Source organism: Mycobacterium sp. IS-836 (genome assembly GCF_001954275.1).
Classification (GTDB): domain Bacteria; phylum Actinomycetota; class Actinomycetes; order Mycobacteriales; family Mycobacteriaceae; genus Mycobacterium.
Window position 1 is genome coordinate 37,450 of the sequence record NZ_MBEU01000010.1, and the last position, 18,914, is coordinate 56,363.

22 protein-coding genes are annotated in these 18,914 nt (G+C 63.7%); 7 read left to right on the top strand and 15 right to left on the bottom strand.

Annotation, left to right across the window (positions count from 1 at the left end):
* Positions 1 to 21: 21 nt before the first annotated feature.
* Positions 22 to 414 carry a lipoprotein LpqH gene (locus tag A5747_RS04595; protein ID WP_233147950.1) on the bottom strand — a complete coding sequence of 131 codons (393 nt, stop codon included), beginning with the start codon at positions 412 to 414 and terminating at the stop codon, positions 22 to 24.
* Between the two features lie 136 nt (positions 415 to 550).
* On the opposite strand from A5747_RS04595, the gene A5747_RS04600 reads away from it, so the two are divergent.
* Complete coding sequence (locus A5747_RS04600; protein WP_076122488.1) at positions 551 to 1,297, top strand: enoyl-CoA hydratase/isomerase family protein; 747 nt, start codon at positions 551 to 553, stop codon at positions 1,295 to 1,297.
* A gap of 14 nt (positions 1,298 to 1,311) precedes the next feature.
* On the top strand, positions 1,312 to 1,710 hold the full coding sequence (locus tag A5747_RS04605) for a hypothetical protein (protein ID WP_076122744.1): 399 nt from the start codon (positions 1,312 to 1,314) through the stop codon (positions 1,708 to 1,710).
* Here A5747_RS04605 and A5747_RS04610 read toward each other — a convergent pair.
* A complete protein-coding gene (locus A5747_RS04610) occupies positions 1,626 to 2,327 on the bottom strand; it encodes a TetR/AcrR family transcriptional regulator (RefSeq protein WP_076122489.1) in 702 nt (233 codons plus the stop codon). The two genes, A5747_RS04605 and A5747_RS04610, sit on opposite strands and share 85 nt — an antisense overlap.
* Before the next feature lie 183 nt (positions 2,328 to 2,510).
* On the opposite strand from A5747_RS04610, the gene A5747_RS04615 reads away from it, so the two are divergent.
* The gene (locus A5747_RS04615) at positions 2,511 to 3,803 is read left to right on the top strand and encodes a cytochrome P450 (RefSeq protein WP_076122490.1); all 1,293 of its coding nucleotides are present in this window, start codon (positions 2,511 to 2,513) and stop codon (positions 3,801 to 3,803) included.
* 3 nt (positions 3,804 to 3,806) lie between these two features.
* On the opposite strand, the gene A5747_RS04620 is transcribed toward A5747_RS04615, so the two are convergent.
* The 4 genes from A5747_RS04620 to A5747_RS04635 are packed head-to-tail and all read right to left on the bottom strand — an operon-like array spanning position 3,807 to position 6,276.
* Positions 3,807 to 4,085, bottom strand: coding sequence for a cytochrome C oxidase subunit IV family protein (locus A5747_RS04620; RefSeq protein ID WP_076122745.1), 279 nt, complete (start codon positions 4,083 to 4,085; stop codon positions 3,807 to 3,809).
* A gap of 6 nt (positions 4,086 to 4,091) precedes the next feature.
* Entirely contained in the window at positions 4,092 to 4,682 is a 591-nt protein-coding gene (locus tag A5747_RS04625; protein WP_076122491.1) for a cytochrome c oxidase subunit 3 family protein, read from the bottom strand.
* On the bottom strand, positions 4,679 to 5,494 hold the full coding sequence (locus tag A5747_RS04630) for a hypothetical protein (protein ID WP_076122492.1): 816 nt from the start codon (positions 5,492 to 5,494) through the stop codon (positions 4,679 to 4,681). The genes A5747_RS04625 and A5747_RS04630 overlap by 4 nt, the downstream gene beginning before the upstream one ends.
* Positions 5,491 to 6,276, bottom strand: a complete 786-nt coding sequence (locus A5747_RS04635) for a hypothetical protein (protein ID WP_076122746.1) — start codon at positions 6,274 to 6,276, stop codon at positions 5,491 to 5,493. The genes A5747_RS04630 and A5747_RS04635 overlap by 4 nt, the downstream gene beginning before the upstream one ends.
* A 103-nt stretch (positions 6,277 to 6,379) precedes the next feature.
* Here A5747_RS04635 and A5747_RS04640 point away from each other — a divergent pair, with 103 nt between their 5' ends.
* Complete coding sequence (locus tag A5747_RS04640; protein ID WP_076122493.1) at positions 6,380 to 6,973, top strand: TetR/AcrR family transcriptional regulator; 594 nt, start codon at positions 6,380 to 6,382, stop codon at positions 6,971 to 6,973.
* A 10-nt stretch (positions 6,974 to 6,983) separates the two neighbouring features.
* Here A5747_RS04640 and A5747_RS04645 read toward each other — a convergent pair whose 3' ends face one another.
* Entirely contained in the window at positions 6,984 to 7,385 is a 402-nt protein-coding gene (locus tag A5747_RS04645) for a hypothetical protein (RefSeq protein ID WP_233147951.1), read from the bottom strand.
* Positions 7,386 to 7,472: 87 nt separating this feature from the next.
* Positions 7,473 to 7,772 (bottom strand): hypothetical protein, encoded by a 300-nt coding sequence (locus A5747_RS04650; RefSeq protein WP_083667254.1) that lies wholly within the window; start codon positions 7,770 to 7,772, stop codon positions 7,473 to 7,475.
* 275 nt (positions 7,773 to 8,047) lie between these two features.
* Here A5747_RS04650 and A5747_RS04655 point away from each other — a divergent pair, with 275 nt between their 5' ends.
* The 3 genes from A5747_RS04655 to A5747_RS04665 all read left to right on the top strand — a co-directional run bounded on the left by A5747_RS04655 (position 8,048) and on the right by A5747_RS04665 (position 10,149).
* Positions 8,048 to 8,854 (top strand): hypothetical protein, encoded by an 807-nt coding sequence (locus A5747_RS04655; protein WP_076122749.1) that lies wholly within the window; start codon positions 8,048 to 8,050, stop codon positions 8,852 to 8,854.
* A complete protein-coding gene (locus A5747_RS04660; RefSeq protein ID WP_142245451.1) occupies positions 8,851 to 9,492 on the top strand; it encodes a hypothetical protein in 642 nt (213 codons plus the stop codon). The genes A5747_RS04655 and A5747_RS04660 overlap by 4 nt, the downstream gene beginning before the upstream one ends.
* A gap of 132 nt (positions 9,493 to 9,624) precedes the next feature.
* On the top strand, positions 9,625 to 10,149 hold the full coding sequence (locus tag A5747_RS04665) for a hypothetical protein (protein ID WP_076122495.1): 525 nt from the start codon (positions 9,625 to 9,627) through the stop codon (positions 10,147 to 10,149).
* A 42-nt stretch (positions 10,150 to 10,191) separates the two neighbouring features.
* On the opposite strand, the gene A5747_RS04670 is transcribed toward A5747_RS04665, so the two are convergent.
* From A5747_RS04670 to A5747_RS04700, 7 genes are read right to left on the bottom strand one after another with little or no spacing between them, the layout of a single operon-like run.
* Positions 10,192 to 11,949 (bottom strand): MCE family protein, encoded by a 1,758-nt coding sequence (locus A5747_RS04670; RefSeq protein WP_076122496.1) that lies wholly within the window; start codon positions 11,947 to 11,949, stop codon positions 10,192 to 10,194.
* Entirely contained in the window at positions 11,950 to 13,224 is a 1,275-nt protein-coding gene (locus A5747_RS04675; RefSeq protein WP_076122497.1) for an MCE family protein, read from the bottom strand.
* Positions 13,221 to 14,639: an MCE family protein gene (locus A5747_RS04680; RefSeq protein WP_076122498.1), complete on the bottom strand. Its 1,419-nt coding sequence runs from the start codon at positions 14,637 to 14,639 to the stop codon at positions 13,221 to 13,223. Before A5747_RS04680 ends, A5747_RS04675 begins: the two co-directional genes overlap by 4 nt.
* Positions 14,636 to 15,754 carry an MCE family protein gene (locus tag A5747_RS04685; protein WP_076122750.1) on the bottom strand — a complete coding sequence of 373 codons (1,119 nt, stop codon included), beginning with the start codon at positions 15,752 to 15,754 and terminating at the stop codon, positions 14,636 to 14,638. Before A5747_RS04685 ends, A5747_RS04680 begins: the two co-directional genes overlap by 4 nt.
* Positions 15,754 to 16,776: an MCE family protein gene (locus tag A5747_RS04690; protein WP_076122499.1), complete on the bottom strand. Its 1,023-nt coding sequence runs from the start codon at positions 16,774 to 16,776 to the stop codon at positions 15,754 to 15,756. Before A5747_RS04690 ends, A5747_RS04685 begins: the two co-directional genes overlap by 1 nt.
* Positions 16,773 to 18,044, bottom strand: a complete 1,272-nt coding sequence (locus A5747_RS04695) for an MCE family protein (RefSeq protein WP_076122500.1) — start codon at positions 18,042 to 18,044, stop codon at positions 16,773 to 16,775. Before A5747_RS04695 ends, A5747_RS04690 begins: the two co-directional genes overlap by 4 nt.
* Before the next feature lie 19 nt (positions 18,045 to 18,063).
* Positions 18,064 to 18,909 carry an ABC transporter permease gene (locus A5747_RS04700; protein WP_076122501.1) on the bottom strand — a complete coding sequence of 282 codons (846 nt, stop codon included), beginning with the start codon at positions 18,907 to 18,909 and terminating at the stop codon, positions 18,064 to 18,066.
* Positions 18,910 to 18,914 lie beyond the last annotated feature (5 nt).

Here is an 18,914-nt window from a genome sequence, read left to right on the forward strand (position 1 = left end):
GCACCCCGCCGGGGACCGCGATCAGCAGCTGACGACGATTTTGAACGTGGCGGTGGCCGGTTCATTCGGGTTGTCGGCCTTGTAACCATGGGCCGTGCCGGTGATCGTGAATTTGCCGGAGCTCAGGCTCGAGTTGGCATCGCCGTCGCCGCCTTGGGAGTACATCCCGGTGAACCCGGCCAGATTGCGGATGCGCACGGAGTTGACGTTGGCGCGCTCTGAGTGTTCGTCGACGGCGACGGTGGCGCCGGCAAAATCGCCACCGATGTCAATCTTCCGGTACCACTCCACCTGGCTGCACTTGACGTTATGGAATGTCGAGCTGTTTCCGTTGACGGTCACTGATGCCGTGGCGGATTGCGGGTCTTGCGGTCGTGGGGTGCAACCAGCCACGACGGCGACGGAGAGCGCCACACCGGCCACCGCGATTCGGTTGACCATCACGCCACCTCCAGCCCCATCGCGGAAAGATCTCGGGTTTAGCGATGATGTTATTCTCCCGACAAGAGAACGCCAATATCGGCCGTCTTGGTCAAGGGAGCAACGAAGCATGGTGGACCTCGAGGTCGACGATGGCCTGGCCGTGCTCACCATCGATCGCCCGCACGCACGCAACGCGATCGCGTTGGACACCATGGACCAACTGGAAAAGGCGCTCGATGCGGCCGCCGGCGCCAGGGCCCTGGTCATCAAGGGCGCCGGCGATCGGGCCTTTGTCTCCGGCGGCGACCTCAAGGAACTGAGCACGCTGCGCACCGAGGAAGACGCCTCGGCGATGGCGAAGCGGATGCGGTCGATCTGCGACCAACTAGCGGGCTTCCCAGCTCCGGTGATCGCCGCCCTCAACGGCCACGCCTTTGGCGGTGGAGCCGAAGTCGCCGTCGCGGCCGACATTCGGGTGGCCGCCGACGACATCAAGATCGCCTTCAATCAGGTGGAGCTGGAAATCATGCCGGCCTGGGGCGGCGCCGAGCGATTGGCCGCGCTAGTCGGAAAGGGGAGGGCCCTACTTCTAGCCGGCACCGGCACCATCCTCAGCGCGGTCGAGGCCGAACGGATTGGCCTGGTGGATCTGGTGTTACCCCGCCAGTCGTTCGACGAGGGCTGGCGATCGGTCGCGAGGTCCCTGGCGCGCCACCCGGCCACCGAGATAAAGCGGGTAATCAGCGGAGTTTCGCCCGATGAGGCGATAGCATCCTTTGCACGGCTGTGGGTTGCCGACGCACACTGGCGGGCCGCGGAGCGGGTAATGAACCGTAGCGCGACCCCGCCTTCGGGCACCGGAGGAGCGACATGACCACCACATACCGGATGTTGGTAGCACTGGCATTAGGCGGTGCTGGTTTACTCCCGAGCACCGGATCCGCACACGCCGACGACCCGGTCATGCATCACGTGAAGTACACCATCTCCGTCCAGAACCCGATCTACGCCAACATCTATTACATCGATCAAGAGCCGCCGATCTTCTCGGACTACAGCCACGATCCCTACCGGTTCACTCCCAACGTCAAAACCGACATCGCCCCGGGTGCGCCGTGGAGCTTCGAACTGAACGAAGCGAAACCCGAATACTGGGCCATGGTCGTCGTCAACACCGGCACCGAGCCCGGCACGCCGCAGTTTCATTGCGAGTTGTCGGTGGACGGGACTGTCGTGGTGTCCAAGGACGGGCCCAAGGGCGTGCTCTGTTCGATCCGGAACTGGTGAACCACCCAGTTCGCCGGTATACCCTCGATCGGCTGCGGCTCGCCCTCCAGGCGGCGCAGGTACCTTTCGACGAGCTCCAAGGTTTCGGCGTGACCGCCGGAAATCCCTACCGCCTGCTCGAGCACCAGAAACCGCGACAGGCTTGTCATCAGCACCGTCCACACCACCGGCGGCATATCCTCCCGGGACACCCCGTAGCGCTGCAACGCAGACGTCACCGCCTGGCGTTGTTCGTCCCGGAAACGCTCTGCGTAGTAAGCGATTTCGGCCCGCATCTCCTTGCGGTGATTCGCCAGCGCCATGAATTCCATCGAAATCCGGGTGAAGGCGGGATCGGTGCCGAACCTCCACAGCGCCCACAGCGGCTGCGGCGATTGCAGCGCTCGCGCCTGGACTTGAAGACCTTCCTCGGCGCGGCGGCGGAAGACCTCGAGGAACAGCTCCTCCATGGTGCGGAAGTAATAGTGGACCAGCTGCGGTTTGAGCCCGGCCTTGCTCGCCAGCCGGCGCGACGTGACCGCCGCGTACCCCTCTTCCACCATCAGCTGCTCGGCCGCGTCGAGCAGCAGGCCGCGGTTCTTCGCGTCCGGCGCCCCGATCCTGCGGGCCGATGTCATGCCGCTGCTCCGTACTCTTTCGCGCTGCCGTGCCGACCCCACGGATCGTAGCGTGGCGCGGCGTCGTGACCTTGACCCTGACATTACCGCCATGCTAAGCAGGTGCTCAGCATATTTTCGGTTCCGAAATCGGGCGGCGCCACCGCTTGCCGCCGAACACCCAGCCCAGGGGGACGCAATCCGATGAGCGACTACGAGTCGATTGACTTCTTCACCGATCAGTCACTGGTCCCCGATCCGCACCCGTACTTCGACTACCTGCGCAGCCAAAATCCGGTGCTGCGGCTGCCCCACCACGGGGTCGTCGCCGTCACGGGATACGAAGAAGCCTGCGAGGTCTACAAGGACCCCGAGACGTTCTCGAACATCGTCGCGCTCGGCGGCCCGTTTCCCCCGCTGCCCTTCCAGCCCGAGGGTGAGGACATCAGCCCGCAAATCGACCAGCACCGCAGTTATTTTCCGATGTTCGAGCACATGGTCACCATGGATCCACCGGATCACACCCGGGCCCGATCGGTGCTGAGCAAGCTGCTGACCCCGAGCCGGCTGAAGCACAACGAGGAGTTCATGTGGCGCCTCGCCGACCGTCAGCTCGACGAGTTCCTCAGCAACGGTGAGTGCGAGTTCATCGGCGAATATTCCAAGCCGTTCGCCACGTTGGTGATCGCCGACCTGCTCGGCGTTCCCGAGGAGGACCACAAGGAGTTCCGCTCTGTGCTCGGTGCCGATAAACCCGGCCGGGTCGGGGCGCTGGACCACGAGTCGGTCGGCATTAACCCGCTGGAGTGGCTCGACGACAAGTTCTGCTCCTACATCGAGGACCGGCGGCGCGAACCGCGCAACGACGTGCTGACCTCCCTCGCGTCCGCGAAGTATCCGGACGGATCTACGCCGGAGGTCATCGAGGTGGTTCGTTCGGCAACCTTCCTCTTTGCCGCGGGGCAGGAGACCACCGCCAAGCTACTCAGTGCGGCGCTGCACGTGCTCGGCGAGCGGCCGGACATACAGCAACAGCTGCGCGACGACCGCAGCCTGATCCCCGGGTTCATCGAGGAATCGCTGCGCATGGAGAGCCCGGTGAAGAGCGACTCGCGGCTGGCCCGCAGGGCCACCAGCATTGGTGGAGTCGACATACCCGCCGGCACCGTCGTGATGGTGCTGCCGGGCGCCGCAAACCGTGACCCACGCCGGTTCGAAAACCCGCACGAGTTCGACCTCCGCCGCAAGAACGTCCGTGAGCACATGGCCTTCGCCCGCGGCGTCCACTCCTGCCCGGGCGGACCGCTCGCCCGGGTGGAGGGCCGCGTCTCGATCGAGCGCTTGCTGGATCGGATGTCCCACATCGAGATTGACGAAGCCCACCACGGGCCGAGCGCCGATCGCCGCTATACCTACGAGCCGACGTATATCCTGCGCGGCCTGAGCGAACTGCACCTGACGTTCACGACGGCCGATTCGGTGGCGCCCGTCGGCTGAGAACTACCCGACCTGCATGCCGATGAAGTAGCAGGCGAGCATGCTTGCCGCGATGAGCACGACCCAGGCGTCGGTCAGGCGGCCCAGCAAGACCGGAGCCTGACGCACCTCCATGAACTCCCGAAAGATGATGCGCACCTTTACGACTGCGATCACGATCACGGCCGACGTGACCACGGCGCTGGCGCTGTTCGATCGATCGGCATGGTCTATCCAGAGATAGCCCAGCGTGAGCGCGGCCAGCACCAGCCAGACGATCAGAAGCCGCTTGTTGAATTTGATCACCGATCACCTCACCACGTACAGCAACGCAAAGATGAGCACCCAGAGGAAATCGACGGTGTGCCAATAGGTGGCACATGTTTCGACAAGTTCCTGCGACCCCTGGGATTTCGGCGCCGCCGGGCCGCGAAGTTGGTAGACGATGACACCCAGCACGACGAAGCCGATCAGCAGGTGCACAAAATGGATCCCGGTGAGGAAGAAGTAGTAGGTGAAGAAGTCGTTGCTGTCCAAGCCATTTCCCATGCCGACCAGCCGGGCCCACTCAAACACCTTGGAAAACAGGAAGACCGCAGCCAACGCTGCGGTGATATAGACGTCCCTGAGCGCCGCTCGATACGCGCCGGCGCGAGAGGACTGAACGCAGCGCGCCACCGACCACGAGCTCAGCAGCAACACCAGGGTGTTGAAAACCCCGATCCGTAGGTCCAGGTGAGCCTGGGAGTGCAGGAAAAGCTCGGGGCTTCGGGCGCGATAGAACAGGTAGAAGCCGAAATACCCGGTGAAGACCAACGTCTCGAACAACACGAACGCCCACATGTCGGGCTGGCCGGGCACGAATCTGGCCCGCTTGTCCTTATCGGCGACGTCGGTCATTGCGCGGTCGCCCTCTTCCGGGAGAGGTCGGGCAGTGGCCCGGCACCGAAGTCTTCACGTTGGATCATCCGAAAGAGCATGACGATGAAAGTGACTTGATAGACGCCGAACACGACCATGTCCAACCACCAAGCGATTTGGCCATTCCATGCCAGCACGCCACGCCGGAAGATCCAGCACGGTGCTACGACAACCTCGGTGAGCGCGTTGCACAGATTGAGATAGCCGAACCACTTGGGAAACACCCGATTCTGGTCGAGCAGAATCGCCAGCATCCAGATCAGCGAACCGATCAGGAACACTCCCATGGTTCCGTCGAAAGACAGGAAGGCGAAATCGTAGAGCCAGCCGACCGCTTCGGGGTCTCGCTCAGGTCGAAGCGTCGCGACGATCAACGCGATACAGAGCAGCAGCATGCCGGGAATCGCACTGAGCGAGTAAATGAGCAGGTAGGAATAGCCGAACGCGCGGCTGACCGACATGCGTCGCATCGAATACGCGATCAGCGCATTGTTCACCGCGGTCATGCCCGTGACCGCGAAGATGATGCCAAAGCCGATCGGTATCCCGAGGTGGCGTTCGTGGAACCAATGAACCTGGGTCGCTAGGTCCCACGTCGGCTGCGGCGGCGGCTGAACTTGCGCCACGATGAAGAACACCGGGAAGAACAAGTTGTAAAAGACGATGAGCGTTGTCCACGCCAACCACAGCTCGCGCTTGGGACCGTGCCGCAAGTGCCAGGCGATCCGACGATGCAGCGGGCCCGCAGGTGGTGTGGCCGTGGATTCCTGCGGTGTCAGCACCGCGCTCATGCGGAGACCAATTCTTCGCCACGCCGCCGATACTCCGCGCGCTCGCGATAGACGGCTTGCCCCAGAACAACGCCCATCACGACGATCCAGACCGCAATGGCAACGTTTTTCACCCAAAAGGACAGAAGTCCATCCCAGGCGAGGGGCCCGGTCAGGGTCACGCCCACGAACGCGGCCGGGACTAGCGCGGCGGCCACCAGAAGGTTGAAGTGGGCCACCCAACGCTGAAATATCGGGTGCGGCTGGTCGTCGAAATAGATTGCCACGGCGAGGATCACGCTTTGCCCGATCAGAAAGGGGACCACGATGGTGAAGGTGATCCAGCCGAAATCGTTGAGCAATTGAGTCAACTCGGGACTGCGCTCTGGGCGAAAGGCGGCCAACAGCCAGCAGACGTTGGCGACGAGGAACAGGGTGGGACCGCCTGCCACACAGCCCAGCATCGCGTAGGAGAAGATCGGCGTGCGATGGGCCATCCTGCGGATCTGCATCACGATCAGGGTCAGAATCGGGACGAGACACACCCCGAACCAGTTGAACACGATCATGCTGTAGCGGATCTGCGGGAGGTGGGCGGGATCGCGGTAGAACGCGGCGACCTGCTCGGCCGTCATGCTGGGTGACATCGGCGGATTGAAGCCCGGAAACAGAAGAAAGCAGGCAACAAAAATGATCACCGTCACCGGCAACGTCCAGAGCAGGATCAGCTCGCCGTCGGTACGGCGCAGCGCTGCTCGCGGAGATCCCCGGTCTGGTCCCTCGTTCCCGCCGATGTCGGACATCGTTGGCTCCTCCCGCCACGAAATCGCGTGGCCCACTCGGCTCGTCAGCGAAGCTAGCCGATCGGCTAGCTTCGGTCAATAGCCGATCGGCTAGTCTCGTCGTGTGAGGACAGCACGACAGGCGGTCACCGACGGCGAGCTGAGGATCGTCCAGCACAGCCCCGCCCGCACGCGCGTACTCGATGCCGCCCTGGAGTTGATCGCCGAGCACGGCGCCAGCGGTACGTCGCTGCAGATGATCGCCGATGCCGTCGGGATCACGAAAGCCGCTGTCTACCACCAATTCCGGACCAAGGACCAGATCGTGCTCGCGGTCTCCGAGCGCGAATTCAGCCGACTGCTCCCGGCGCTCGAGGAAGCGGAAGCGCACGGCGACGGGTCCGAGGCCCGCGACGCGCTGTTGGTTCGCATGGTCGAGATGGCCGTTCGCGATCGCCGGCTGGTGCGCACGCTGCAGTTCGATCCCGTGGTGGTTCGGCTACTGGCCGAACACGAACCGCTGCGACGCTTCATGGACCGCGTGTATCGAGTGTTACTCAGCGATGCCGGTCTGGACGGACGGATCGAGGCGGCCATGTTCTCGGGCGCGATCAGCAGCGCGGTGATGCACCCGCTGGTCGCCGATATCGATGACAAGACGCTGATCGATCGGCTTACCGACCTCAGCCGGCGACTACTCGGCCTGCATCAGCAATGAAACAGCGCGACTACGTGTCGCCGCGCACCCAGCTCGTTATGCCGTCATGGCCTACGCAGACGAGAAAGAGGCCATCGGGCGCCTGCGCGACGTAGTTCAGGTACTCGTGACAGTCGGCGCCCTCGTCCTTGACTCCCGCCATCGGAGGTGAGCGGAACCAGCGGGGCTGGTATCTCCTCGGCGAGCCGCAGAACATCAGCCGCCCGGGCTCTGAGGCGAAGGAGACGTAATAGTCCGCGGTCCCGAATGCGTAATAGGTGGTGTTGTCGCACGGCGCGCCCAGGACCTGATGCGCCATGATGCCCGGAGTGCAGGCGGGGTAGTCGCACACCGTCGGCCCCGCGGAGACGGGCGGCGCCGCCAGGAGGCCGGCACCGAGCAACGCAGCAACCAGCGCCACGATCGATCGCACCCCATTACTTTGCCACACCCGAAAAGGACTGGAAAGAAAATTCTCCTGATTGGAGAAGATGATTGTGGGGCTCGGTTGACGCCCGCGTCAACGCCCTTGCCCGCGCGGCTGGTTGGCCACAAAACAACGCACTCGGGTAGCGGCATCGCCCGGCGCGACTCCCATGTCCACCAATCGCTGGACTATTTGGGCAGAGGGAACACCACCATCGAAATCGTGCTGGATCACATAAACGCTCGGAAACCAAACTTCTGCATTTACCCCCGGCGGCGGCGGCTTAGTGTCGCCGCCTACGCAACTTACGTAACCATCGATCCCAGTGTCAGCGTGGGCAGACGGCACCCCCATCAGCACGCCCGGGGCGATGAGCGAGACGGCGATGGCCATGCCGACCACCGCGGTAACTCGCTGACCGGTGCCGAAATTGGGGATCCGCATCGTAATCTTCTCCCAATACGTCATGTAGCCAACATGGTCGCTTCACGCTACTCGCTTTCAAACGGACCCACTAGCGATTGCCTCGGCACCAACCGATGTGCGCGCGCAACGACCCGAACGCTCTTCGCCCCTTGGCAAGGGGTACATTTCCGCAGGTAAGAGGCCGCGCGGCAGGCGCCCGATGACGGGATTCAGCGCAGGCCCAAGTGATAAGCTACTGCTCCGTGCACGATCCGGAGGGGCCCGACGCTGACGATTTTGGTGACCCGACGGAGGTAACCGACCCCGCCGAACCGCAGTCGCGCTCAGCGAACGACGCCGGCGCTGTAGGTCACGCGCCGGATGCGGGCGCAGAAGACGAAGTTGCCGAGGCTGAAGCGCGCGCTGAGGCGGCCCGGGCGCGCCTCGTACAGCTGCGCGGGGCCGCGGAAACCGAGGACACGGACGACGACGCCATGTCCGGCGATGCCGAGCAACCTTCTCCAAAGCAGACCCGGAAACGGCTACGGTTGCCGCGTCGTCCGAAGCGACCTCGGTGGCTCCACCGCCCGGGGCGGAAAACAGTAGCTGTTGCCGTCGGCGCCGTCCTCGTGTCCGCCTCTCTCGGCGCGAGCGGGTACATGCTGTGGCAGCACCACACCGCTGTGCATAAGCGACAGCTCACAGCCGAGTTCACCGCGGCCGCCCGGCAAGGGGTCACGGCGCTGATCTCGATCGACCCCGATCATGCCAAGGAGAGCGTCCAACGCATGATTGATGCCTCGACGGGCGACCAGAAGAACCAGCTTTCGGTGCTGTCCGTTCTCATCGTCAAGAAGGCCGAGGACACGAAGGTTGGCAGCAAGGTCACTATCGAAGGCGTCGCCGTCCAGTCGTTGAGCGACAATTCGGGAGTCGTGCTTGTGGCGGCGAAAACCGCTCCCTTCGGGCCGGATAACGTCAAACCGCCCCCGGCCTTGTTTCGGCTCAGTGTCAATTTGGACCGCGACGGGGGTCAGCTCAAGATGTCGAGAGTCGAATTCCTGTCATGACCGTCAAGCGTGGCGCGTCGCTGGATAGCAACGAAACAGCATTTGACGATATGGCGTCCCCCCGCGCCGAAGAGGATGAGCGGCCGCCCGCCGACGAGGGATCGGCACGCTTGCGCCGGCTGACAGCGGTCCGGTGCTGGGCGCGCCGGTATTCGGCGGAGTGGCGCTCAATAGTCGCGAGAACGTTGGTCGTCGCCGCCGTGGGAGCCGCCGCCGGCATTTACTTCATCGTGTACCGGCCGGATCAGCGGGTCGACGATGCGACGGCGCGTCGTGCCATCCAGGCGGCGTCAGATGGTGCGGTGGCGGTGTTGTCGTATTCCTACGACCATTTGAATCGCGATTTCGACAACGCGAAATCGCATCTCAGCGGCGACTTTCTGGCCTACTACAAGAAATTCAGCGACGATGTCGTCGGGCCGACGGCGCAACAGGGGCAACTGACGGCGACCGCCAAGGTGATTCGGGCCGCAGTTTCGGAATTGCATCCCGATTCGGCCGTCGTGCTGGTCTTCGTCGACCAGACGACATCAAGCCTGCAAAAAAAGGATCCTGAGAAAACCCAGAGCGCCGTTCTGGTCACGCTGAAAAAGGTCGACGATTCCTGGCTGATCGCGAAATTCGATCCAACCACGTGAGCGCGCCAAATCTTGTTCCAGCCGTTACCTCCTCGGCCGAAGCGGTGTAACGTCATCGCTCGGGAACGCCGCAACCGACGGCGAAAAAGGTGCCACAGGCACTGTCGCATTACGCGTTTCGAGGAGCACCTGATGCGTTCAGTCAAAACACTCACCACCGCAACGCTGGTGGCCGCAACCGCATTCGGTGGTTTGAGCACTGCACCCACAGCCCACGCAATAACCAAGGAAGACGTGGCCCTCAACGGGACTTTCCGCGCCACGTCCATTGGCGATTGGGCGATGAGAAATGATCAGTACTTCGGCGAGCCGACGGTCTACCAAACGTGGACCATCAGTTCGTCGTGCGTCTCAACCCAGGAATGCCATGGCACGCTGACGAGCGACCAGGGATGGAGCGCGCCTCTCTATATGCTTGACGGGCAGATGTGGAAGGCGAAACACGAAGTGCCGGACTGGGAGCGGTGTCAGGACGGCGGCACCGCGTTCAGCGGAATGCAAACCTTCTTTTTCTACCCGGTGAACGACAATGGTGGATATCAACTCGGGTCGCGGACCCTCGCCGGCAAGGACAAGACAGTCGGCCCAAGCGGTGCCTGCGGGCAAAACCAGTGGCTTGATATCACGATGCCATTGCGCCTAGACCAGCTCTCCTGACCAGGCGGTCGTAGCTTCATTTCTCCGCCCCTCGGGCCGGATTCAGGTGGGCAGCAGGTCCTTCCACGTCTTGGTTGCCTTCGAGGCCGCGAGATCCGACTGCTCGTACAACTTTCCGTCCGGCCCGACGTAACGACCAGTATGCGGATCGTACTTTGCCACCACGACCGAGGGCGCCGGCTTAGATCCGTTGCCTCCGAACGAGCTTGGCGCAGCCTCGGGGCCTCCGCCGCTGACGGTGTCGGCGGGTGCGGGATCGGGAGGAATGGCCGGTGCTGCGGGCGATGCTGGCGCGGCGGGCGCTGCGGGAAGTTCACCCGCTACCGGGACGTCGAGTGGCGCTATGGGCGGAAGGTCAGCCGACATTCTCGACATGGGCGCCAGCGGGGGCGGTCCAGACGACGGCACAGGCGGGACTGCTGCGCCGGCCGTGCCCGGTGGCGGATTTTCTCCGCGCGGGCCCGCGGGTGTGCCGCGCGGCACCGCGCCAGGTGGCAGCGGCGTGCCCTCGACCGGGCCGAAGATTCGGTCGTTGGCGGTAACCCGGTCATCGGGCGGGACGCCCTGGGCGATCAGGTTCGGGTCCAGTGGGTAGGGCCCGAGGGTGTGCTGGCGCATCGCCAGCGGCATGAACGGCTTGTCACTGTTGCAGATTTCGACGGTAGGCGCGCGCTTGCCCGGGTGACCCATGCAGGGATAGTTGCGGGCACCGCGAACCGCGATCGGTGAATCCTGCGGCAGTTTGCAATACAACCCGTCCGGCGTGTCGATGTCGGTGAGGTCGTCCGGGGATCGCCATTGGCTGGGTGGCATGAAGCCGACGGTGCAAATGGGCGGATCGTCGACCGTGAATGCGAAGTCACCGTGAGCCATACCATCCGTCTGGTTCTCACCCGTAGCGGCCTGCTCGACAGCAACCCCCGACGGCAGCAACACCAGCAGTTGCTCGAGCGAAGGGTGGTAGGTGACGCCGATCTGCCCGATGGTGGTCAGGTTGGCAAGCAACACCGGAAGCGTCGGTTTGATCTGTTCGAGAAGCCGGGACGCCTCGTTCGCCGCCTCAGGACCATTGCGCAATATGGTGCGGAAATTCGAATCGTCCTGCACCAGCACATCCGAAATGCCGGCGAAGCTACGTGCCCAGGTTCTGATCGAATCGGCGGTGCGCGCCTGCGTATCCAGCAGCGGCCCAGTGTCTTCGGTGAGGGCTTTGGTGCGATCGACGACGCCGTTGGCGTCGCGGGATATCGTCGTCGTGGAATCGAACAGTGACCCCAGGTCGTATCCGGTTCCGTTGAAACCCTGGAAGGACTCGTCGAGCAATTGTCCGAGTTTGGTCTTCGGGATGCTTTGGACCAAGGCATTGACCTGATCGAGCATCGGCCCGACCGGCTGCGGAATCGTCGTGTCGCGCGCGGCGATGACCGAACCGTCGTGCAGGTAGGGCGGCGAATCGGTTTTGGGCCGCAGGTCCACGTACTGTTCACCCACCGCGGAGACGCTGAGCACCTCCGCTGTCAGGTCCGCGGGGACCTTGGGTGAAGTGCTAAGCGACAGCGTGGCTTTCGCGCCGGTCGGCGTCAACCCCACCGAGGTGACCTTGCCGAGCTGAACCCCACGGTAGGTCACGTTGGAAAACCGGTACAAGCCGCCGGTGGAAGGCAGCTCTAGCGTCACCGTCATTCGGCCAATGCCGAGCAGGGTCGGCGCCTGGATGTAGAAGAGGACCATGGCGATGACGCCGATGATCCCGACGGTCGTGAAGATGGCCAGCTGGATCCGGACGAAGCGCGACAGCATCTACCCACCGCCTTCCGTCGGCGCCGACTCCGCACCCTGCGGCGGCCCGGGCGGGGGCCCAAAAGGCCCGGGCGGGGGCCCATAATTCGCCGGTCCCGGCCCCGGTCCCGGTACCGCACCCGGCGGAGGTGGGGGCAGCGGCAGGGCATTGGGATCGACCCACGGTGGCCTCAGGGGGTTATGCAATGGGTCGAGCGTGTATTGCAAGCGATACGGGTCGCCGGGCACCGGCGGCAGGGGCATGTCCAGCTGCCCCCAGTGGGTTCCCGGCAGCAAAGTCCTCTTGAGCCGTGGAATCGTCAGGTCGAAATCGAAATGCAGGTTGAAGTAGTCGCCCCGGACCGCTCGGTCGACGAAGTTCTGGGTGAACGGGAATACGAACGAAGCCGCGATCGCCGCGCCGAACTCCGGCCCGACGTCGGCGAGCGCTTTGATGGTGGGCTCCAGGTTTTTGAGATTCTTGACGAGGTCGGCCTGAGAGTCGTTGATCAACCTGTTGGCGGTGTTGCTGAACACGCGAAGATGATCCAGCGCGGCCGTTAAACGCGGCCGCTCCTTCACCAACACCTCGAGCGCCGGCGGTATCTTGCGCAGCGCGTCGGTGAGAACGTCGCGTTGGTCGGCGAATGTGCCGGCAAGCCGGTTCAGTGCCTGGATGGAGGCGACGATGTTGTCGCGCTGGTCGTCCAGCGTTCCCACGAAAGTGTCCAGGCGGGTAATCAGGTCGCGTATGGCGCCCTCATGGCCGGACAGGGCGGCGGAGAAATTGTGGATGACCTCCCCGATCTGTCCCAGCCCGCCGCCGTTGACGACCGCGCCCAACGACGACAGCGTCTGTTCCGTGGACGGGTAGGCCGATGACCGGCTCAGCGGAATGGTGGCCCCGGGCTGCAGCCGTCCGCTTCCCTGCTGACCGGGCGGAGTATTGAGCTCCACGTGCATCGAGCCCAGCAGGCTGGTCTGACCGACGGTGGCTACTACGTTGGCCGGGACGACGACATCGCGCTTGACCGAGATCTCGACATCGGCGTGCCAGGCTTGCACCCTCATCTCACCGACACTGCCGACGACGACGTCGTTGATCATCACCGGCGAATTCGATTCCATCGTACCGACATTGGGCAACTCGACGTGGTAGATGTTGGCGCCGGGCCCGCGTCCGACCGCACCGGGCAGGGGTAGTGAGTTCAGGCCGTGGAATGCGCACCCCGTCGACGTCAACACCACGCAACAGCCGACGGCGAACACCCGCCGAGCCGCCACCCGGGCGATCATTGTTGGGGCCCGTCTGTTGGCAGCAGCATGTCCGACACGGTCGGCGCCGGCGGCGGCGGTGGCGGTGTCGACGCGGGCGGCGGCAGCGGCATCGCCGCGCCCGGTATCCGCTCCGGCGGCACCGCCCCCGGTGGTCCCACCGGATCACCCGGCAGGCCGGTGTAGGCCGATACGGCGGGAGGGATCTCGGGTGGTCCGGGTTTCGGGCCCTCGCCGCCGGGCGCCAGGCGCTGTTCGGTGTACAGGATCTTGGACGGGTCAATCGACTTGGCGATGATCGGGTTGAGCGGAATTGGTGAGTTGTTGAAGTTGGTTAGTCGCAATCCGGGTCCGATGAACAGAGCGCACAGCTTGCCCGATTCGACCGAGGTGATGTTTGCGATGGCGCCGATCTGGTCGCAGCCCGGTACGGACAGCAGAACCTGGCCCCCCCATGTGGGATTGGCCATATTCATGAGCCCGAATCCGCCCACGATGGTTCCGGTGTCGGCGTTGTAGTCGTTGAAGAAGTTGCCGAACGCGTTCGGCGCGGCGTGCAGTATGTTTTCCAGGGCCATGTGGTGATCGACCAGGTTCTGCGTGACGTCGGCCAACCGGGCGATCTGCTCGCTGGTCTGGTTGCGAGTCCCGGCGATGAACCGCCGCACCTCGCCGACCGCGGTCGACAGATCGGTCAGCGCCGCGTCGAGGTCTGATTTGCTGTCGTTGACCACGCTGGTGAGCGTGGCCAGGCGGTCGTTGAACTGCACGAGCTGGATGTTGCTGTCGCGCAGCGCACCGACGAAGGTCTGCAGGTTTTTGATGATGTCGACGATGTTGCCGCTGCCGTTGGCGAGGATCCGCCCCACGCCTGACAATTGACCGAGCGTTTGGCGCAGCTTGTCGCCGTTGCCTTCGAGAGCGTTGGCGGCGCTGTCAATGAAGCGGCCCACCGATGTGCCCGATACTCCACTCTTGGGCCCCAAATCCGTTGCCAGCCGCATCAACTGGGTTTTGACCTCGTCCCACTCGACCGGCACCGCGGTACGTTCGACGGGTATGACGGCCCCATCGCGCATGACCGGTCCACTATCGCGATAGGCCGGCGTGAGCTGGAGGTACCGGGCGGCCACCAGATTCGGGGCAACGATGACCGCCTTTGCGTCCGCCGGGATGGGCACGTCGCGGTCGACCTCGAGGGTCATCTTGGCACGGGTGCCTTGCGGTTCAATGGATTTGATGTTGCCGACTTTGACACCCGAAACCCGCACCTCGTCATTGGGGTAGATCGCGGTGGCGGTGGTGAAATAGGCGGTGATCGTCCGCGGGCCGAAGAACGTGTTGCGGACGACGACGGCGGCGCCGGCAACGATGAGCCCGACTAACACAACCGCCGCCACGGCCGCGAGCCGCTTGCGCGGGATCCGGGAGATCATTGTGACCCTCCGATCCGTCCGCCCAACGTGCAACCAGGGCACATCGGTATGGAGTTGTACGGCCAGGGGGTCAGCGACCGAGGTATCGGCGATGGGAAGCCGGGCCCCTTCGAAGTGTCAAAGGTGCGGAATCCCCAGAGGTAGTCGAACAACGCGTTGAAGAGTTGCGGGATAAGGAAGTTGGGGGCGAACGCCTGGTAGGCGTACATGCCGGAAATGGCCTCACCGACCGTGATCTGGAACTTGGCGAGACCCGGCAGCGCTTTGCCGATGTTGTCGCGGTTCTTTTCCAGCACCGCGGTCACGCGGTTCAGCCTCTCCAGCGTGGGCGCCAATATGGCTTCGTTTTCGTGCACCAATGCCGTTAGCTGCTTGGCCACCGCCGACGTGTTGGCCAGTAGGTCCACGATCTCTTGTCGCCGCGCCACGAGGACTTGGAGCAGATCGTCGGAGTTGAGGATGAGCTTGTTGACCTGCTGGCTGCGTTGGGAAAGTATGCCCGTGACGTCGCTGGCACTCTTGAAAAGGTCGCTCAAGTTCTTATTACGACTGTTGAGGGTGCGCGATAACCGGGTAAGCGCGTCGAACGCCGGGCCCATTTGGGGTGCGATCTGATCGAGCGTCGTCGACAGCGTGTCCAACGACTGATTCAGCGCCGCGGTGTTGGTTTCGGCGGTGTTCGATGCGAAGTCGCTGACCGCTTCCGTCAGCGAGTAGGGCGAGGACGTACGCGATACCGGGATGATCGCCATCGGGTGCATCGTGCCGCTGCCAGCGGACTCCACCGTCAGCATCCGCTCGCCCAGCAGCGTGCCCGTGCGGATGTGTGCGGAAGTGTCCGACCCGAGCAGGATGTTGCCCCTCATCGCGAACGTCACCAGAGCATCGCCGTGGCGCAGCTTCACATCCGACACCGTGCCGACCTTCATCCCCGACACAACTACGGGGTTGCCGACCGCAAGACCGCCGGCTTCCGAAAACAGCGCCTGGTAGCGGACCATCGTCGCCCATGAAATGAACCGGTCAGGCGACAGACCCACCAGGATGACCAGCACGATCAAGACCGCGCCGATGAATCCGGCCTTAATGAGCCCAGCTCCGCGATACTTGAGCATCAGGGTTCCGTGCACCTTCCTGCATCTGACCTAAAGATATTGGCGCGCACGGTCTTTCCCTGAAGATCCGTGCCGCGGAGCCCGAACTGGCAGATGTAGTACGGGATGGTGGCGCCGTTCACGCCGAGTCGCACCAGCTTGCGGTAGTTCTGTGGCGCCTTGGCGATTGCGGCGTCGAGGCGGTCCCTATCGCCATCGAGTATCGGCGCCAGCCGATTCAACTGCGCTATGGTGCCAGACAGCGGCGGGCGGGCCTCGGCGAGCAGATCCGCCAGCGAGGCGGTTCCCTGATCCAGAGCGTCAATGGCGGACCCGATCGTGTCGCGGTCATTCGACAGGCCGCTGACAAGCTTCTCGAGGCGATCGATCGTGCCGGAGAAATTGCCGCCCTCCTTGTCGATGTACGACACCACGGTGTTGAGGTTGTCGATCAGTTGCTGCACCGTTTGATCGTTATCGGCCAAGGCATTCGAAAATGACGTCGTCTTGGTGAACAGCGACTCGAGAGTCCCACCTTGGCCCTGGAAGACCTGCAACAATCCCGACGTCAATGCGTTGACATCGCGCGCGTTCAGGCCCTGGGTAACGGGTTTCAGTCCGCCGAGCAGCAGATCGAGGTCAAGCGCCGGCGCGGTGCGGTCGACGGGAATCTGACCGCCGGAGGCCAGATGCCTCATCGACCCCGGACCATCGACGAGTTCGAGGTAGCGATCGCCCACCAGGTTGAGGTAGCGGACCGCCGCCCTGGTGCCCTCGGTAAGGACGACGTTGCGGTCGGCGTCGAACTTGACCACAACTTTTTTGTCCGGCCGCAGCGACACGCTATTGACCGTTCCCACCCGGATCCCGGCGACCCGCACCGACTGCCCCGCCTTGAGGCGGGACACGTCGGTGAACACCGCGGAATACTCGGTCGTCGAACCCGTCCGGTACTGGCCGAAGATGAAGAACAGGAACGCAGTGAGGACCGCCATCACGACCGCGAAGATGCCGAACTTGACCAGCGTGGCGCGCGTTCTCATCCGGGCATTCCAATCTGGGCGGAGTTGCGTGGCGGCCCGGCGATCGGCCCATACAACAGCTGTTTGAGAAGATCGGAGTTGAGCAGCAGCTGTGGGTTTCCGTACTGCGTCGGATTGGCGCCGATATCGGCGATCAATTGCGGCGGCGCCGAGTTGAACGGAATCTTCGGCAGGCCCACGCATCGCGGGCCGCCCGTCGCCGCGACCTTGGGCAGGTTAGTCGGATACCGGTAACGTTCGGCGCCCCACGTGAGGCTCGCCGAGATGTTGATGCTCGGTTCCGACAACGGCGCCCCGTGCGAAATCTGGATGAGGCCGCCGAAACTACAGGTGAGCGCCTCGTGGTACTCGTTGGTCAGATCGGTGGTCGGCACCAGCAGATGCAGCACATTCGTCAGCGGCTGGCGGTTCGTCGACAAGACGTCGTTGCCGATGTCGGCCAAGCCGATCGCACTGATCAGCAACGCATCCAGGTTGTGCTGCTCGTCGACAAGGGTCTTGCTGATCCGCGCCGCGTTGGCCGCGGTCTTCACCAGGTTCGGTGCCGCGTCGGCGTAGGCGTTGGATACCTCCGGTAAGACCGCGAGGTCATGCCTGAATGCGGGAAGGCTCGGCTCCAGCTTGGCCAGAAACGAATCCAGGTCGCTCAGTGCCTGGCCGAGCTGCGGGCCCCGCCCACTGAACGCTTGTGCCAGCGCACCCAGTGACTCGTTGAGCTTCGGCGGGTCGATGTGGGACAGCACCGACACCAATTGCTGGAAAACCGTGTTGATTTCGACCATGACGTGCTGGCCCTGCAGAGTCTGGCCACTGCGTAGCCGCTGTGCCGAGGGCTGCTCGGGTGGCACCAGCTCGACGGACTTCGCGCCGAACACCGTCGATGACGCGATGTCGACGAGCACGTTGCTGGGAATGAAGCGTAACTGCGACGGATCCATCGCCAAATGAATGGCCGCTTGGCCGTTCGGCAGCGAATCGATCGAGGCCACCTTGCCCACCTGCACGCCGCGCATCTTGACCTTGGCGTCCGGGTTCATGACCAGACCGGCGCGTTGCGAGATCACCGTCACCGGCACGGTTTCGCTGAAGCCGCCCTGAAACAGCGTTATCGCCACGGCGAAAATCGCGCAGATGATCGCGACGGTCAGCAGTCCGAGCAGCGGTGGCATGTAGCTGCGCGGCCCGACCCGACGGGTTGGCCCGAGATGGGCGGTGCGTGGGAGCCGGCCGCCGACTGAACCGCGACCCGCTGGCACGTTCTGCGTCACTGCCGTCCCACCTCCTCTGCTACCCGGATAAGTTGAAGTTGCCGTTGCTGCCGTAAATAGAAAGCGAGACCAGCAGCGTTACCGATACCACGACGATGAGCGAGGTGCGCACCGCGTTACCGGTCGCTTGGCCGACGCCGGCGGGCCCGCCGGCGGCGAAATAGCCGTAATAGGTATGTATTAGCAAGATCGTGATCGCCATCAGCGCGGCCTGTAGGAAAGACCACAACAGGTCGATCGGGTTCAAGAACGTCGAGAAGTAGTGCTGGTACAAGCCCTGCGACTGGCCGAACAAGTACGTTGTGGTGAATTGGCTGGCGACGAACGAGAGGATGACGGCGATACAGTACAGCGGCGTGATCGCCATCATGCCGGCGAGGATCCGAGTGCTCACCAAGTACGAAATCGGGCGAATGGCCATGCTTTCCAGCGCGTCGATTTCCTCGTTGATCCGCATCGCACCCAGCTGAGCGGTCACGCCCGCACCGAACGTAGCCGCCAGACCGATCCCGGCGACGACCGGGGCCGCGATGCGCACGTTGATGAACGCGGCGAGGAAGCCGGTCAGGGCCTCGATGCCGATGTTGCCCAGCGAGCTGTAACCCTGGACGGCCAACGTTCCACCCGCGGCCAGTGTCAGGAAACCGACGATCACCACGGTTCCGCCGATCATGGCCAAAGTGCCTGCGCCCATGCTGATCTCGGCGATCAGGCGGATCACTTCGCGCCGGTAGTGCACGGCGGCGAAGGGCATCCCGCCAAGCGCCTTGCCGTAGAAGAGGGTGTGGTCGCCAATCCGCCCCAACGAGGCGACCGGCCTCTCGAGTTGGCGGGTCAATCGTGGATATGCAGCCCTCAGCGCCACCGGTA